Annotated in this window: 18 protein-coding genes; 17 read left to right on the forward strand and 1 reads right to left on the reverse strand. The window is 43.7% G+C overall.

Annotated features, from left to right (window positions below):
* Positions 1 to 36: 36 nt before the first annotated feature.
* Complete coding sequence (locus OMP94_RS02060) at positions 37 to 2,160, forward strand: molybdopterin-containing oxidoreductase family protein (RefSeq protein WP_266275459.1); 2,124 nt, start codon at positions 37 to 39, stop codon at positions 2,158 to 2,160.
* An 80-nt stretch (positions 2,161 to 2,240) separates the two neighbouring features.
* A complete protein-coding gene (locus tag OMP94_RS02065) occupies positions 2,241 to 2,774 on the forward strand; it encodes a glutathione peroxidase (RefSeq protein ID WP_266275461.1) in 534 nt (177 codons plus the stop codon).
* On the opposite strand, the gene OMP94_RS02070 is transcribed toward OMP94_RS02065, so the two are convergent.
* A complete protein-coding gene (locus OMP94_RS02070) occupies positions 2,775 to 3,494 on the reverse strand; it encodes a 4'-phosphopantetheinyl transferase family protein (RefSeq protein ID WP_266275463.1) in 720 nt (239 codons plus the stop codon).
* 252 nt (positions 3,495 to 3,746) lie between these two features.
* Here OMP94_RS02070 and OMP94_RS02075 point away from each other — a divergent pair, with 252 nt between their 5' ends.
* The 15 genes from OMP94_RS02075 to OMP94_RS02145 all read left to right on the forward strand — a co-directional run bounded on the left by OMP94_RS02075 (position 3,747) and on the right by OMP94_RS02145 (position 16,815).
* Positions 3,747 to 4,448 (forward strand): beta-ketoacyl synthase chain length factor, encoded by a 702-nt coding sequence (locus OMP94_RS02075; protein WP_266275465.1) that lies wholly within the window; start codon positions 3,747 to 3,749, stop codon positions 4,446 to 4,448.
* Positions 4,441 to 5,223, forward strand: a complete 783-nt coding sequence (locus OMP94_RS02080) for a lysophospholipid acyltransferase family protein (RefSeq protein ID WP_266275467.1) — start codon at positions 4,441 to 4,443, stop codon at positions 5,221 to 5,223. Before OMP94_RS02075 ends, OMP94_RS02080 begins: the two co-directional genes overlap by 8 nt.
* Positions 5,224 to 5,233: 10 nt before the next feature.
* Complete coding sequence (locus OMP94_RS02085; RefSeq protein ID WP_416240445.1) at positions 5,234 to 5,464, forward strand: phosphopantetheine-binding protein; 231 nt, start codon at positions 5,234 to 5,236, stop codon at positions 5,462 to 5,464.
* Positions 5,465 to 5,520: 56 nt separating this feature from the next.
* Complete coding sequence (locus OMP94_RS02090; protein ID WP_266275471.1) at positions 5,521 to 6,066, forward strand: hypothetical protein; 546 nt, start codon at positions 5,521 to 5,523, stop codon at positions 6,064 to 6,066.
* The gene (locus OMP94_RS02095) at positions 6,063 to 7,745 is read left to right on the forward strand and encodes an AMP-binding protein (RefSeq protein ID WP_266275473.1); all 1,683 of its coding nucleotides are present in this window, start codon (positions 6,063 to 6,065) and stop codon (positions 7,743 to 7,745) included. The genes OMP94_RS02090 and OMP94_RS02095 overlap by 4 nt, the downstream gene beginning before the upstream one ends.
* Positions 7,735 to 8,484, forward strand: coding sequence for a glycosyltransferase family 2 protein (locus tag OMP94_RS02100; RefSeq protein WP_266275475.1), 750 nt, complete (start codon positions 7,735 to 7,737; stop codon positions 8,482 to 8,484). The genes OMP94_RS02095 and OMP94_RS02100 overlap by 11 nt, the downstream gene beginning before the upstream one ends.
* Positions 8,477 to 9,421 (forward strand): hypothetical protein, encoded by a 945-nt coding sequence (locus OMP94_RS02105; protein WP_266275477.1) that lies wholly within the window; start codon positions 8,477 to 8,479, stop codon positions 9,419 to 9,421. Before OMP94_RS02100 ends, OMP94_RS02105 begins: the two co-directional genes overlap by 8 nt.
* 2 nt (positions 9,422 to 9,423) lie before the next feature.
* A complete protein-coding gene (locus OMP94_RS02110; protein WP_266275479.1) occupies positions 9,424 to 9,831 on the forward strand; it encodes an acyl-CoA thioesterase in 408 nt (135 codons plus the stop codon).
* The gene (locus OMP94_RS02115; protein WP_266275481.1) at positions 9,828 to 10,391 is read left to right on the forward strand and encodes an outer membrane lipoprotein carrier protein LolA; all 564 of its coding nucleotides are present in this window, start codon (positions 9,828 to 9,830) and stop codon (positions 10,389 to 10,391) included. Before OMP94_RS02110 ends, OMP94_RS02115 begins: the two co-directional genes overlap by 4 nt.
* A 104-nt stretch (positions 10,392 to 10,495) precedes the next feature.
* Positions 10,496 to 12,712, forward strand: a complete 2,217-nt coding sequence (locus OMP94_RS02120; protein WP_266275483.1) for an MMPL family transporter — start codon at positions 10,496 to 10,498, stop codon at positions 12,710 to 12,712.
* The gene (locus OMP94_RS02125; protein ID WP_266275485.1) at positions 12,699 to 13,925 is read left to right on the forward strand and encodes an NAD(P)/FAD-dependent oxidoreductase; all 1,227 of its coding nucleotides are present in this window, start codon (positions 12,699 to 12,701) and stop codon (positions 13,923 to 13,925) included. The genes OMP94_RS02120 and OMP94_RS02125 overlap by 14 nt, the downstream gene beginning before the upstream one ends.
* Positions 13,913 to 14,476: a DUF3261 domain-containing protein gene (locus OMP94_RS02130; protein ID WP_266275487.1), complete on the forward strand. Its 564-nt coding sequence runs from the start codon at positions 13,913 to 13,915 to the stop codon at positions 14,474 to 14,476. Before OMP94_RS02125 ends, OMP94_RS02130 begins: the two co-directional genes overlap by 13 nt.
* Entirely contained in the window at positions 14,460 to 15,641 is a 1,182-nt protein-coding gene (locus tag OMP94_RS02135) for a beta-ketoacyl-[acyl-carrier-protein] synthase family protein (RefSeq protein ID WP_266275489.1), read from the forward strand. Before OMP94_RS02130 ends, OMP94_RS02135 begins: the two co-directional genes overlap by 17 nt.
* Positions 15,638 to 16,093, forward strand: a complete 456-nt coding sequence (locus OMP94_RS02140) for a hypothetical protein (RefSeq protein ID WP_266275491.1) — start codon at positions 15,638 to 15,640, stop codon at positions 16,091 to 16,093. Before OMP94_RS02135 ends, OMP94_RS02140 begins: the two co-directional genes overlap by 4 nt.
* Positions 16,090 to 16,815, forward strand: a complete 726-nt coding sequence (locus tag OMP94_RS02145; RefSeq protein WP_266275493.1) for a 3-ketoacyl-ACP reductase FabG2 — start codon at positions 16,090 to 16,092, stop codon at positions 16,813 to 16,815. The genes OMP94_RS02140 and OMP94_RS02145 overlap by 4 nt, the downstream gene beginning before the upstream one ends.
* Positions 16,816 to 16,831 lie beyond the last annotated feature (16 nt).

Below are 16,831 nucleotides of genomic sequence, written 5' to 3' on the forward strand. Positions count from 1 at the left end.
TAAGTATAAAAACCTACGGTTCGATAGGAGAGAGAAATGGCCAGTGTATTAAAAACAACCCACCACGGTGGTTGCCCGCATGATTGCCCTGATACCTGCTCAATGGTGTATCACGTTGAAAATGGAAAACTTGTCAGCGTTAAAGGAAATGCTGAGCATCCAATGACTCGTGGCGGCCTATGTGTAAAGCTCAAAGACTATGAGCAGCGTCATTATCACCCTGATCGTCTATTACATCCTATGCGTCGTGTTGGTCCTAAAGGTAGTGGCCAATTTGAACAAATTACTTGGGATGAAGCCTTAGATGAAATCACCACTCGTTGGCAGGCAATTATTGCTGAGCACGGTCCTCAAGCCATCATTCCTTATAGTTACCTAGGTAATCAGGGACTTGTTCATGGATTAAATGGCGCTGATGCCTTTTTTAATCGCTTAGGTGCCACTGTCTGTGAACGAACTTTCTGTGGGGAGGGGTCCTGTACAGCTTGGTTGTTAACTGTTGGACCGACGGCAGGTGTGGATCCTGAAAGTTTTATCCATGCTAACTACATTATTATTTGGGGCTGTAACTCTGTCAGTACCAACCTGCATCACTGGCATATCGTTAAAGATGCCCAAAAACGTGGTGCCAAAGTGGTTGTCATTGATCCGTATAAATCTCGCACAGCCAAAGAAGCGGACTGGCATATTGCGCCACGGCCAGGGACTGATGGTGCACTTGCGATGGCAATGATGCATACCATTATCGAACAAGGTCTACATGACGCTGACTATGTAGAGAATTACACAGTGGGTTTTGAGGCATTGGCTGAGCGCGTTAAAACACGTACACCGGAATGGGCTGCTGAGATCACTGGAATTCCTGCCGAAGATATTCGAAAACTTGCTATTGCTTATGCCACTACACAGCCAGCCGCGATTCGTCTGGGCGTTGCCCTAGAAAGAAACTATGGTGGTGGTCAGGCAATTCGTGCAATTACCTGTTTGCCAGCATTAACAGGGGCATGGCGTCATGTTGGCGGTGGTGCATTACAGTTTCCTGTTTGGGAGCACCCGTATAAATTTGATGTGATTTGCCGACCAGATTTAATTCCTGAAGGGACACAAGTCGTTAACGCTATCCAGATTGGTCGTGCTTTAACTGGCGAACTTGATTTGCAAGTGCCGATTAAATCCATGATGTGTTGGAATGCTAACCCAGTAACCCAAGCTGCTGAAACCGACAAAATTGTTGAAGGTTTGATGCGTGAAGATCTATTTATGGTGTCTGCTGAACATTTCCTGTCAGATACCGCGTCTTATGCTGATATCGTTCTGCCTGCCACAATGGGCGCTGAACATGAAGATATGGTGCTCTCATGGGGGCATTTATATCTCACTTATAACGAAAAATGTGTTGAAGCACCGGGCGAGGCTCTACCTAACCAAGAAATTTTCCGTCGTTTAGCTGCTAAAATGGGGTTTGAAGAAGATAATTTCAAATGGTCAGACAGTGAGTGTTTAGAGCAATACGTTGATTGGCAATCACCAGCCTGTGATGGAATTGATCTTGAATACCTACGTCAACATGGTTATGCCCGTTTAACTGTGGGTACACGTGATGACCGAGCCCCCCACAAACAAGGTAACTTTCCAACGCCAACTGGCAAATGTCATTTCGAGGTGGAAGGGGCAACGAATTTCGTTGCAGGCCCATTCCGGCAAATGTATGACGGTTTTCAGCCGGGTGAGGCGTTAGATAGTCTCCCAGACTATGTTCCTTCCCGAGAAACGCCACAAACCAATCCAGAATTGGCAGAACGTTACCCGCTCAACATTATTTCGCCTAAGAGCCATGGCTTTTTGAACTCTTGTTACGCCAATATGGATAACAAAATCAAAGCACAAGGTGAGCAGTTTGTATTGATTAATGCATTGGATGCCGAGCTACGCAATGTGCAGCAAGGCGACAAAATCCGAGTATTTAATGACCGTGGCGCGTTTGAAGGTGTTGCCCAAATTACTGATGATGTGAACCCCGGGCTTGTCGTGGCAACATTAGGGTATTGGCGTCAGTTGAACAAAGGCACGGTAAATTGTGTCAGTTCCGCTGAATTTGTAGATATGGGGCATGCACCAACCTTTACTGACAATCTTGTGCAAGTTGCTTTGGTTGATTAGGGAGTCAACTTTCTGATTGAAAATGAGTCATAAGATGATTGAAAGCTTATAACAAAACCTCAATCAGAAAGGAAACTACCATGCGTAAATTATTCTTGGGTTGTATGTTGCTGATGCCTTTTTCGGTGATGGCTGAGGAACAATGTCCGGCGTTTCTCGATTATGAGTTACCTAAGTTGCACGCCGACGAGACAGTAAATCTATGTGATGTTGCCGCGGGTAAACCGTTATTAATTGTTAATACGGCCAGTCATTGTGGCTACACGCGTCAGTTTGAGGGCTTGGAATCATTACATCAGCAATATAAAGATAAGGGTCTGATGGTGGTGGGTTTTGCCAGTAATGACTTTAATCAAGAAGCCAAAACAGAAGAAGAAGCGAATCGTGTTTGTCGTGAAAACTTTGGTGTGACTTTCACCATGATTGCCCCGAGCTTTGTGACAGGCCAGCGAGCTAACCCTGTTTTTCAAGAAATAAACAAACAAAGCCAACAGCCTAGCTGGAATTTCAGCAAATACGTTGTTGATGCAGAAGGCAACGTGGTTGCAGCGTTTCCAAGTAAAGTCGAGCCAGATAGCAAAGAAATGCAACAGGCTATCGAGTCGGTTCTTTAATCACTCAATCCACTCAAACGCAGATGGCCGCCAATTAAAATCAAGGTTAGGTGGCGAGATGTTTTCTTGCCACCAAGCAATAGATTGTTGGTTGGTGAAACAGGTTAGAGCATCTATTGCTGAATCAACAAATAAAGCCAGCTGGTAACTTTGGTTAGTCAGATCAATTGACGTATAGCTGTTACTTTCACGGAGTTTTTGTACGGGAATACCCGATAGCGAAAGTGTATCTTGTTGCTTAGGAAAGGCTTTGAAATAAGCTTCTTTCATTGTCCAGCTTGTGTAGAAACTGTCAGGGTTTGGATGCTGTTGAAAGTCGTTAAACTCTCCGGCCGACATAAATAACGCGGCAGTTTTTAACCAGTCACGTTGTTGCTTTATTTCGATATCTACCCCTACGGCAACATCGGCTAAAGCCAATCCAATCCAATCCTCACTGTGCGACAAACTAAAAAGAATATTGCTCGGTAAGTTTATGATTTCAGGTGGTAAGTTACCTTGCTCAATGAGCTGCCAAAAATGAAGTGGTTTATCGAAGTGCTGAGATAACGCTTGGCGAATTAATAGTCGACTAACGAGATAAGTGTGCTTTCTTTTAATGGTTTTAATTTTGCTCAAGCGTGTGAGCTCTGAATTAGATAACCATGAGGGTGACGTACTGCTTGGCAATGGATTTATTTCACTGGTATTTAATAACCAAAGCTTTGCAAAATTAGCCAATTGTTATCTCATCATCTTTGGATTTAGGGCTTTCCCTTATAGCCGCGACTAAGACGACCAAGGCAAAATCAGTATATTGCATCGCTAGTATCGTCTCAATTTAGCATGCTTGCATTAGTGAGACATCAACGTAAAATCAGGCCGGATATGTTTTACTTCGCCTATTAACGATGCAAAGTAGAACCCAATAATAATAAATAAGCGAGTGAGGGACGTTGTGTGATTGATCTTAAGCTGGAGTCCTGGTCAGCAATGGCTCCTGGCATAGAGGATATTGATGCATGGCGTTTTTGGTTTTCTAACAAAAACGACGAAGGGCGCGATGAAATACCACCGCCCAAACTTAAGCAAATATCGCCTATGTTAAGACGTCGTTTTACGACATTAGGCAAATACGCAGCAACAGCGGCTTTGGCTGAAATGGCAGAAGACAATATGTTGCCAACCATTTATGCCTCCAGACACGGTGATACGCCGTTAACACTCTCGCTATTACTAGACATTGGCCGAGGTGATGATTTATCACCAACCAGCTTTAGCCTTGCTGTGCATAATGCAGTTGGTGGTCTGTTATCTATTGCCAGAAAAGATGTTTCCCCTATGACAGCAATTGCCAGCACGGAAAACTTACTGCTGGCAACACTCCACGAAGCGGTGGCTCAACTAGAGTCCTATGAAAAAGTCTTGTGTGTTGTCTATGACGTACCGTTACCGGATGTCTATGATGACTACGCAGATAGTTTGCCATTTCCAGTCGCGTTGGCTTTTGTATTAAGTCGCAGCGATGCAGAGGGGATTTCACTTAACTTAGTACCAAACGGGATGCCAGACAATGTGGTCTCATCTGAGCAATGTTTATTAGATTTTATTGCTTTCTTGTCAGGAAATACGCAACAAATATCTCTGACAACCAAAGCACAGCAATGGACGCTGGCTAGGTTAGAGAATGCTTAAGTTTTTTGAACGTCTATGGCGATTGATAGCAACAGCTATCAGTTTTGTTGTATTTGGTCTCGGTGGTTTAATAATTTCGCTGGTATTGGCACCAGCTATTTATGTGGTATCACCTAACCAATTAATACGGCACCGGCGTGGTAAAGCCTTATTACATTATGCATTTCGTTTGTTTCTTCAAATATTAAAATGGCTGGGTGTGTTAACTTTTGAAGTCCATGGCCTTGAGAAGTTATCAAAAGCCCAACTGGTATTAGCCAATCATCCAACATTAATTGATGTGATTTTTTTGATGGCGATGGTACCGAATGCCAGTTGTATTGTTAAAAGTAGCCTGTCGAGAAATTTATTTACCGGCAGTCCGGTCAAAAGTGCAGGTTATATCATTAATGATGACTCAGCCCGTGTCATGACTGATGCGGCTGCAGCAGCATTTTCAAATGGGGAAGCATTAATTGTTTTTCCCGAAGGCACAAGATCTAAGCCTGATAAACCCCTAACGCTAAAACGTGGCGCAGCCTACATAGCCGTTAAAACCCAAGCTGATGTGACATTGGTGTTGATACGTTGTGAGCCAGTTACGCTGGTAAAGGGGCAAGCTTGGTATAAAGTACCGATGACAAGACCACACTTTACGATAAGCGTGACGGGGGAATTTCCTACCGATTCTTTCGTGGCAATGGAAAAACCATCGGTGGCCGCACGTCAAATGACTTTAGCGTTAACCAATTACTTTAATAAGGAGATAGGGTTAAGTGAGCGATCTACATACTGAAATTAAACAGATGATCATCGAAAGTCTCGATTTAGAAGATATCGAAGTAGATGATATTGATAGTGATGAGCCTTTATTTGTCGATGGCTTGGGACTCGACTCAATTGACGCCCTAGAAATCGGTCTGGCATTACAAAAGCAATATGGGATCAAGTTAAAAGCGGACTCTGCTGAAACTCGCCAACACTTTGCCAATGTTAGTGCACTGGTTAAGTTAGTTGAAGAACATCGAACTAAGTAGTTTTTTCAATTTGTGCGAGTCCTAAATACGGCTAACCAATACCTATGTGGTAATACATGAAGGCAATTTTCCGGCTTTTAATCATACTGCTATCGGTTGCCTATCCCTTTATCGTCTATTGGGGCTTAAGTCAGCAGCACCAATCTATCGTCATGGTATTGCTCTGTGCTTTATTGCTCAGCCGTATCGTATTAGCGAAGTCCCGAGCAGAACGCAGCATGGTTGTCGCGATGACTGTGATAGTCGCTGTGGTGCTGTGGTTTAACAAGGATGTTGGTTTGTTGTTTTATCCTGTCATTATAAATTTGCTGTTCTTGATGATGTTTGCAGGTAGCCTCGTTGTGGGTATGCCAGTTATAGAACGTTTAGCACGTATTCGAGAGCCCAATTTGCCACCTGAAGGTGTTCGTTATACAAGACGAGTCACCTATGCATGGTGCCTATTTTTTGTCCTTAATGCAGCTTTATCAATGCTTACGGTTGTTTGGGCAGATCCTCAGATTTGGCTGCTCTATAACGGCATCATCGCCTATTTTTTAATGGGCGCTATGTTTATTGGTGAGTGGCTGATTCGACGACGTGTAAGAGTTGCTACACCATGACGATAAAAAGACGTTTATCCCAATGGTGGGCTGTAACAGACAACACTATCGTTGCAGTTTCTGCTGATGAACAGGTTGATTGGCAAAGCTTTCAACAAAATGTCAGTGACTGGGTTGCTGTGCTTGCCGAACAACCAGGTAACAAGTGGGCGGTATATCACGATGATGCCTGTCAGTTTTTGGCGATGGTGTTTGCCTTATGGCAAGTGGGTAAAACGGCAGTAGTTGCTGGTGATAACTTAACGGGTACGGAAACACATTTACAGTCTCTAGTAGATGGCTTTATCGGTGAGTTTCATGCTGCCACGTTGCAACCAGCAGCAAATGCAAAGCCATCAACTTGGCACACATTACCAAATGATTTCGTAGCACTGAATTTGTTTACTTCAGGCTCTACCGGCCAGCCTGAAATGGTTAAAAAAACCATGATGCATTTAGAGCAAGAACTGGATGCGCTCACAGACTTTATTAGTGAAGAAGATCACGTCACCTTAGCCACAGTGAGTCATCAACATTTATATGGGCTGACATTTCGGTTATTGCTGCCATTTTGTATGCAACAGCCTTTTGCTAAATGTTTGCTGGCGTATCCAGAAGATATTATTCAGGCGGCTAAAGCACACAAGCGATTTAGTTTAATTTCTAGTCCGGCGCATCTAGCCCGGATGACACAAGATCAAGACTGGCAATCAATTAGTCAACGATGCGTAAAAGTGATTTCTTCAGCTGCCCCATTACTACGCCAAGATAGTCTCGATGTCTCGACTTATCTTGAGGCTGATGTTTTAGAGATTTATGGGAGTACTGAAACGGGAGCGATTGCTTGGCGTTGTCAGCAAAAAACTCAGCAAGATGCGTTATGGCAACCATTGGCTCATGTCGCTGTTATGGCAAACCCAGATCAAACCATTATGGTAAAACTTACGGCAGAAAAGGCAGAGATTCCGCTTGCCGATCGAGTTGAGTTTAAGTCTACGGGAGAGTTCAAGTTACTTGGCCGAAAAGATCAGATCGTCAAAGTTGAAGGTAAGCGATTATCACTCTCTGAGCTAGAAGATAAGTTATTAGCACTTGGCTTATTTGATGTGGTAAAAGCGCTTGTTTTAAACCGAAAAAGACATGAAACGGTGATAGCTGCAGTGCTATCTGAAGTTGGACAAGAAGTATTGCGCAAACAAGGGCGAAAGGCTTTTGTAAGTTATTTAAAACAACACCTTGCGATGCACTTTGAAAGTGTTTTAATACCAAGGCGTTGGCGGTTTGTGTCGGCGTTGCCAACCAATAGTCAGGGAAAATTAACCCTTCAATCCGTGACTGCCTTGTTTGATAAAACTGATAATAAGTGGCCGATTTTGTTGGCGGAGAAAGCCGAGGATGGGGTCATTTTATTGTCCTGTTCATTGCCCGAAAATCTGACATATTTTGATGGCCATTTTGCCGAACAGGCGGTTTTACCTGGTGTTGTCCAAGTGCATTGGGCCGCCAAATATGGCCAAGAATTTTTTGCGATCAAAAGTGCTTTTAAGCGACTTGAGGTCATCAAGTTTCAGCAATTGATGTTACCCGGTCAGCTGTTTACTTTATCGCTTCGTTTTGACTCCGATAAAGCCAAATTACATTTTATGTATGAATCAGACAGCGGTGTGCACTCATCAGGGCGAATTTGCTATGGCGACTGATCACACTTTTCAGCCGGCCATTGTAGTGCCGGTTTATAACCATGAAGTTGCTATACCGAACACACTGAGTAATCTTTTGAAAAGTGGTTTGCCGATTTTGCTGGTGGACGATGGCAGTGATTCGGTTTGTGAGCAGGTTTTACAAACATTAGCTACAGAAAATAGTGAGCGGGTCTTTTTACACCGTTTACCTTATAACTCAGGTAAAGGCGCCGCAGTTAAAGCGGGGCTCCGGTGGTTGGCGAATGCAGGGTATAGCCATGGATTACAAATTGATGCTGATGGTCAGCACGATGCCAATGATGTACCAAAATTTATTGCAGCAGCTGAGTCAAACCCAGAGCACGTGGTGACTGGCTATCCGCAATATGATGATTCTGTGCCATTGGTGCGGTTTTATTGTCGTTATTTAACACATGTGTTGGTGTGGTTAAGCACATTGTCGTTTGAGGTTAAAGATACGATGTGTGGTTTTCGTGTCTATCCGATAAAGCCGATTTTGCCATTACTAGCTAAGTGTGGCGATCGAATGGATTTTGATTCAGAAATCATGGTTCGCTGGGTGTGGTTGGGTAACAACGTCACCAACTTACCAACCAAAGTACATTACCCGAAAGATGGTGTTTCTCACTTTCTATTATGGAAAGACAACAGCCTGATGACATGGATGCATATTCGTCTGGTATTTGGCATGTTAATTCGTTCACCCAAACTGTTATGGCGGAAATTACGTGGCTGATTCAGCAAGACATTGGTCTCGAGTAACCGAGTCAGGCACGGTGCTGGGCATGCGAGTTTTGTTCGGTATTTATCGGGTTTTTGGACGCTGGGCTTTTCGAGTATTTCTGTTCCCCGTTATTGGTTATTTCTATTTAACCAATAAACGTGCACGGCAAGCTTCAAAAACGTATTTGCATAAACTCCGCGAGACTTATCCAGAAATACCGCCGCAGTCATCTTTTAAGCATCTCTGGATGTTTGGAGAGATGGTGTTAGATAAATTATTGGTATGGATGGAGCATATTCGCTTTTCAAATATTCGTTATCACAGTGATGGTGTTTTTGAGGCGACTCGACAAAAGCAGCAGGGTGGTCTGATTGTTATTTCCCATCTGGGTAATACCGAGATATGTAATGCACTGGCCTACCAACAAGGTGATATCAAACTCACGGTGTTGGTTTATAACCAGCATGTTGAAAAATTTAATGCCTTGATGAAACAAGTCGGCGCGATGGAGCAGGTTGAGGTCTACCAAGTCACTGATATGAGTCCGGCGTTTGCCATGATGATGGCTGAGCGTGTTGAGGCTGGTGAATTTGTGGTGATTGCTGGCGATAGAACTCCGGTTACCGGTCAGCAGCGAACATCAACGGTGAACTTTTTAGGTTCACCAGCAGCCTTTCCACAAGGTGCTTTTATTTTGGCGAGCTTATTAAAATGTCCCGTGTTTTTGATGTTTTGCCTAAAAACACAAGGGCGTTACGACCTGCACATTGAATGTTTTTCTGAGCAGTTAAAGCTTAATCGTCAACAACGCAACATTTTGCTAGATAAAACCGTTCAGGATTATGCCGATCGTCTTGCTGACTACGCACGACGGGCACCGCTACAGTGGTTTAATTTTTATCCATTTTGGGAAGTCACCACCTCAAACCAAGTCGAAAACAAGGAGTGAGTGTGATTGAAGCCGAAGCAATAATAGAAATACCGTTTCATGATGTTGATGTTATGCACATCGCTTGGCATGGACACTATGTAAAGTACTTTGAGATCGCGCGTTGTGTGCTGCTCGATAAAATCGACTATAACTATCCGCAAATGAAGTCTTCTGGCTTTGCTTGGCCGGTCATTGATTTACGTGTTCGTTATGCCCACCCGTTACATTTTCAACAAAAAATCAAAGTGGTTGCCAAGTTGGTTGAGTGGGAAAATCGCTTAAAAATTGAATACAGCATTCATGACTTAGTCACGGATAAAAAATTGACGCAAGGTTATACCGTACAAGTGGCGGTAAATGTCGCAACACAAGAAATGCAGTTTGTATCGCCAGCCGTATTAGGGCAGAAAGTTGAGGCCATGTTATGAAACGCCTAATACTTGCCTTATGCCTGCTGCTAGCCGTGACCACGGCCAATGCTGAGTTATCTTATGAGTTGTTGGCTAAGCTGACAGATGCCCCACAAAGTCTTTCAGGGAAATTCCAACAAGAAAAAACTTTGACTGAGTTTGATGTTTCCATCATGTCCAATGGCCATTTTGTTTATGAGCGAGATGCGTTTATTGAATGGATAACAGAAGCGCCAATCGAGAGTCAGCTCAAAATGACACCCGATAGTATTACGAGCCACCAAGGTCAGTCAGAAATGCTGAGTATGGATAGTCAAAATAATCCAGCCGTTAAAGTCATTAGCCAGATCTTTTTTGCGGTGATGACGGCTGAGTGGGATACCTTGGCAGATTATTTTGATGCTGTTGGTGAGCAACAAGATCAACGTTGGACAGTCACATTAACCCCAAAAGAAGATACCTTGCGGCAAACCATCAGTGGTGTCGTATTACAGGGTGACAAACTGCTCAAAGAAGTGACACTGCTAGAAGCTAATGGCGACAAAACCCATATTAAGTTTAGCGATTTAACGCAGTGACTGGGAATAGCACATTAACAAAAACACTGGCCGTTTTCTGGCTGGTTGTGATTTTAGCAATTGCGTTTATCGCGTTTAGTAAAAAGCCAATGCTGGACACCAGCATGATGAGTTTACTGCCAGCATCAGAGCAACAGCCAATCGTCAAAACCGCAGCCGAACAAATGGGCGGTGCATTTTCCAAGCGTTTAATCATTCTAGTTAGCAGCGAAGATAAACAGGCTCGTCAACAAGCCGTTAAACAAGTCGTAGAAAAACTCAGTCCTATTGAACAAGTTGAGTCTGTGATCTGGCAACTGGATGGTTTGGCTATTCAGCAAAGCCAGCAGGCTTTGTTTGATTATCGTTATGCCTTATTGACAGATAGTCTGGTTGACGCCATTGATGCCGATGAAACAGGCAGAATTCGCGAGCAAGCATTGGGGCGGATCTTGAATCCAATGGGCATGTCCTCAACACGGCTGGTGGATGATCCTTTTGGTTTAATGGCAACTTGGCTTGAGCAAAAAAGTGTCGATATATCGATTGTGCCTAAAGATGGATTTCTTGGACTTGTCAGAGCCGATAACACTTATCTTGTTGTGGTGAATCTGGCTGCTGACGCGTTTTCAATGAATACACAGCAAGCTGTATTAAGTGCCTATCAGCCGTTAATTCCTGAATTAGCCGACACTGGTGTCACCCTCGAAAGTGCCGGGCTCATCATTCATGCGGATGCAGGTGCCAGACAAGCCAAACAAGAAATGTCGACCATTGGCTTAGGCTCTTTAATCGGCATTATTGTATTGATGTTTTGGGTGTTTAGAGGCTTTAACATCGTTGGTTTAATGATCTTGCCGGTTGTTGTTGGCTGCTTTGTGGCAACGTCAATTGCCTTTATGATTTTTGATCGTGTGCATATTGTCACTTTTGCTTTTGGTGCAGGGTTAATTGGTGTTGCCATTGATTATGCACTGCACTATTTATGTGAAAGGCAGGTACAAGATTCCGTTCTTAAACGAATTCTGCCGGGACTATTATTAGGCTTATTATCAAGCGTGCTGGCGTATCTTGCTTTGGCAATTACCCCATTTCCGGGGCTGCGTCAGATGGCTTTGTTTTCTGTTGCTGGGTTAATTGCTGCATGGTTAACGGTTGTGTTGTGGTTGCCATTGTTAACACGAAATATCCAAGCAGATAGCTTTCATGCCGCTGAGAAGTTAGCCAATTGGCAAGCTAAGTTACCTAACTTGGAACGTTATCCAAGAACGATTGGGCTGTCACTTTTGCTTGTCACACTATTGGCGGTATATCTGATTGTTCAGGGCAAAACCGAAGATGACATTAGATTGTTGCAAACCTCCCCACCTAGTTTGATTGCTCAAGAGCAACGTGTGCAAAACTTATTAGGCGTACATAGTGGTACGGCGTTTATGTTGATACCGTGCACAGCGTTAGATGATTGTCTTAAAAAGGAACAAGCACTTAAACCTACGCTAAAGCAGTTAAAGCAACAGGGTAGAATAAATCGTTATCGTTTGGTCTCAGATGAGGTACCTGCATTATCAGAGCAAGATGCAAATGTTGCGCGAGTAACAACGCTTTATGAAAATGAATTAAACGGCTTGCTGTCACAGCTGGGTTTACCAGAATCGATAACCCAACAAGCTATGGCAAGCTTAGCCGCAGACTCTGAGAAACGCTTGGTGCCAGAACAATTAAATCAAGCACTGTTTAATCCAACCGCTGGCCTCATCATAAACAGTGAACAATATGGTATAGCAACGGTCGTTAGTTTCTCGTCACCTAAAAAGCTAAATGGTGATGAACTGGCTTTATTACAGCAGGCTGTGCCCGACATTATTTTGGTGGATCAGGTTGATGCTATTTCATCATTAATGGCAAACCACCGAGAACAATTGTTAGTCTGGGTGTCATTAGCCTATTTGTGTGTATTTGTGATTTTGGCATGGCGATATAAACAAACAGTTTGGCGGATTTTATTACCGCCATTGTTGGCATCAACATATACGCTGTCGATATTAATGTCTTTGTTGCCAGGTATTAACCTGTTTCACTTAATGGCGTTGATATTGGTATTGGGGATTGGCGTTGATATGGGGATATTTTTGACCGAAACCCGCCATGCCGCCCAAACATGGTTAGCGGTGACGTTATCGGCACTGACGAGTTTACTCGCATTTGGTTTATTGGCATTAAGTTACACGCCGATTCTGATGCATTTTGGTCTGACAGTATTATTTGGACTTACTTTCGTCTGGATCTTGTCGACATTATTGCGACAAACACCAGAACAAGGAGGACACGTTGAAACAAGATAATTGTGATGTGATTGTTATTGGTGCTGGTCCTGCTGGTGCATTAGCTTCGGCACTGTTAAATCAGCGTGGTTATCAAGTCACAGTACTTGAGCGTTCTCATTTTCCCCGGTTTTCAATCGGTGAAAGTTTGTTACCGCAAAGTATGAGCTTTCTTAATGAAGCGAATATGTTAGATGCTGTTAAAGACGCTGAATTTCAGTTTAAAAATGGTGCAGCATTTAGTTGTGGCGAGCGTTATGAAGCGTTTGATTTTACCGAAAAGTTCAGTGAAGGTTGGGGGACAACCTTTCAGGTACAACGTGATCGATTTGATAAGGTTTTGGCTGATACCGCAGAAGCGCAGGGTGTAACAATTCATTATGGACAGACCGTAACCGACTTTACCTACACTGATGAACACGCAACCGTTTCCGTTGAGGATGAAAGCGGTGAGCGTTATCAGCTAACGGCCAAGTTTGTTTTAGATGCCAGTGGCTATGGTCGCGTCTTACCACGGTTGTTGGATCTTGAAAGACCAACTTCATTCCCATCTCGTACCTCATTGTTTACCCACGTTGAAGATCGTATTTCGCACCCCGACTATGATCGAAATAAAATTCTGATAACCGTTCACCCTGAGTTTCAAGATGTTTGGTTTTGGTTAATTCCGTTTAGCAATGGTCGCGCTTCAGTTGGTGTCGTTGCGGAACAAGGGTTTTTAGCAGAACGTGCCGGTGATAATCGCGATAAACTGCAGCAACTCATTAGCGAATCAGGTTGGATGGCTGAGTTACTCACTGACGCCGATTTTGATACGCGTATTGGTGAAATCACTGGTTATGCCAGTGATGTCTCGCAAATGAAAGGGGATGGTTATGCCTTATTGGGTAATGCTGGTGAGTTTTTAGATCCGGTATTTTCATCGGGAGTCACTATCGCTTTTAAGTCAGCAAGTTTGGCTGCTGAAGTATTAGATAAACAATTGCAGGGTGAAACACCTGACTGGCAAACCGAATTTGTAGATCCACTACAGCGCGGCGTAAAAACCTTCAAAACCTTTGTTGAAGCTTGGTATGACGGTCGATTACAAGATGTCATTTTTACTGAGCAAGATAATCCGCCAGTAAAACGAATGATTAGCTCAATTCTGGCTGGCTATGCCTGGGATAGTAAAAATCCTTATGTAAAAGACAGAAGCCGTTTAACAGTGTTGGCGGAAATATGTCGCAGCTAACCATGCGGTATTACTTGGTAGCACTATTGTTACCGTTATTATCTGCATGTGGTTTGATATCTCATAAAGTAAGTCATAGCACCGATTTGATGTTGTTACCACCATCATCAGCGCCACAGTTTGGCATTCAGCAGCAAAAAGTCACGGTAATTCGTGAGGGTAAAAAACAGCAATTTCTGGTGTTTAGTGAATTCACCAAATCGATTGTGAAAGTGGCTGTATTAGTGCCAACCGGACAACGATTGCTGACAATGCAATATGACGGCAGCGAATTTACCGTGCAAAACGATACCAATACGGTGTTTCCGGCCAAAGATATTATGGCCGTGATGCAGTTTGCTGTTTGGCAGCAGGATGCCATCATGAAAAACTACCTTGAACGGGCAGGTTGGCTGGTATCTATCTCTGCCGAGCAAAGAGAGCTACGTCAGCAACAACAAGATGTTTTAGTTGTGCAAATTCAAGACGGTCAGATTGAGATCCAGCATCTACTGCATCAATACCAAGTAATTATCGAACCATTAGAGGCCAGCAGTGGGTCAGAAAAATAATGTGTATTTAAACGATGTTGGCGTTTTGTGTGCCATTGCCAGCGATAAGGCAGCGTTAACCGAGGCATTAATTAACGAACATGGCCACAACATGGTTTGGACTGATGCCTATGGAACCGAAGCGATCCCTGTCGGCAAGTGCCAGCAACCATTACCTGAAATACCCCTTAAAAATGCATCGTGGCAAAGCCGTAACAATCAAATTGCACTGGCGGTTTACCAACAAATTCAATCTCAAGTTGAGGCCGCTATTAACGAATTTGGTGCTGATCGTGTTGGTGTCATTATCGGCACCAGTACATCAGGTATCGGTGATGCCGAACCTGCGATGAAAGCATATGTTGAGTCTGGTAGCTTGCCAGATGGTTATCACTATAACGTCCAAGAAATGGCTAATACCGCTGAGTTTATTGCAACAGTGGCGGGCATTTCTGGGCCGGTATATGGCATTTCAACGGCATGCTCGTCAGGTGCAAAAGCACTAGCTTCAGCAAAAAGACTGATTACTGCTGGTATTTGTGATGTTGTGATTGCTGGTGGTGTCGATTCACTTTGCAAACTCACCCTTCAAGGTTTTTCAGCGTTAGAAGCCGTGAGTAATGAAGCCTGTTTACCGTTTAGCAAAAACCGTCGAGGGATCAATATTGGTGAAGCGGGTGCCTTGTTTATTGTGTCGAAAAAGCCTATCGGCGTTTCTTTATTAGGGGTTGGGGAAAGCAGTGATGCTCACCATATTTCTGCCCCGCATCCTGAAGGTAACGGCGCTGAACAAAGCATGCGTTTAGCAATCGCTGATGCCGGTTTATCAGAGCTAGATATCGACTACGTTAATTTGCATGGCACAGCGACAGAACTCAATGATCAAATGGAATCTATGGCAATAGATCGCGTTTTCCCAAATGGTGTTTTTTGTAGCTCAACCAAGTCAATCACGGGGCATACTCTAGGAGCGGCAGGGGCACTTGAAGCAGTAATTTGTTGGATTAGCGTCACCGAGCCTAACTTAATGCCAAAGCATATTTGGGATGAAGTCGCTGATCCGGATTTACCTGTGCTTAAATTTGTTAAATCAAGTAAAGCCGAAAGTTCAGTGAATTATGCATTGAGTAACTCGTTTGCCTTTGGTGGAAATAACATGTCGCTTATTTTGGCGCGCTTAACATGACCGATACCTACATCATTGATGAGCTAGTGCCACACTCCGGAACAATGTCATTGCTTACTCAGGTGACCAGTCATGGTGATGATTGGTTGGAAGCCGAAGTAGATATCACTCAGGCAAGTACTTTTGCTGAAAAAGACGGCGTGCCTACTTGGATTGGTGTTGAGTATTTAGCCCAAGCCATTGCGGCTTTTTCAGGTGTTCAGCAACGTAAACAAGCTGCGGGGCCAAGAGTAGGGTTTTTGCTGGGAACACGCAAGTATGAAGTTAATAAAACATTTTTTAACAATGGGTTAACGTTAAAACTTCGCGTGGAACGTGATATGGTTGGTGACAATGGTCTACATGTTTTTAATGGCTTTTTAACAGGGCCTGACGGTTTACAAGCGACGGCCAAGTTAAGTGTCTTTGAACCAGAAAATGCACAACAATATATGAAGGAAAAAACATCATGATCGACACGGTTTTAGTTACCGGATCGAGTCGAGGAATTGGCAAAGCTATCGCCTTGCAATTGGCCAAAGATGGTTTTGATATTGTTTTGCATTGCCATAGTAAGCGAGCTCCTGCTGAGGAAGTTGCTGCTGAGATATCTGCAATGGGACAGCAGGCACGCATCCTACAATTTGATATTGCTGACCGGCAACAATGTGAGTCGACGCTGCTTGACGATGTTGAGGCAAACGGTGCTTATTTTGGCGTCGTTTGTAATGCGGGTTTGGCTAGAGATAATGCTTTTCCTGCAATGCCGGGCGAGGATTGGGATCTGGTCTTACGTACCAATCTTGATGGTTTTTACAATGTGTTACAGCCATTAATCATGCCAATGATTAAGCGCCGAAAAGCAGGGCGTATTGTCACATTATCTTCTGTTTCTGGCGTTGCCGGAAATCGCGGTCAAGTTAACTATAGTGCCGCCAAAGCTGGGATCATCGGTGCTACCAAAGCGCTGGCGATTGAGCTTGCTAAACGTAAAATCACGGTTAATTGTGTTGCACCAGGTCTTATCGAAACAGATATGACGGAAGATGTTTTCATCGAAGAAGCGCTAAAAATGATACCTATGCAGCGTGTTGGAACGGTTGATGAGGTTGCTGCAACGGTTGGTTTTTTAATGTCTCCGGGCGCTGCTTATATTACGCGCCAAGTTATTTCCGTCAATGGTGGGATGGTTTAGTCCACCCAAGAATCTT

Source organism: Methylophaga sp. OBS3, assembly GCF_026319325.1.
Taxonomy (GTDB): domain Bacteria; phylum Pseudomonadota; class Gammaproteobacteria; order Nitrosococcales; family Methylophagaceae; genus Methylophaga.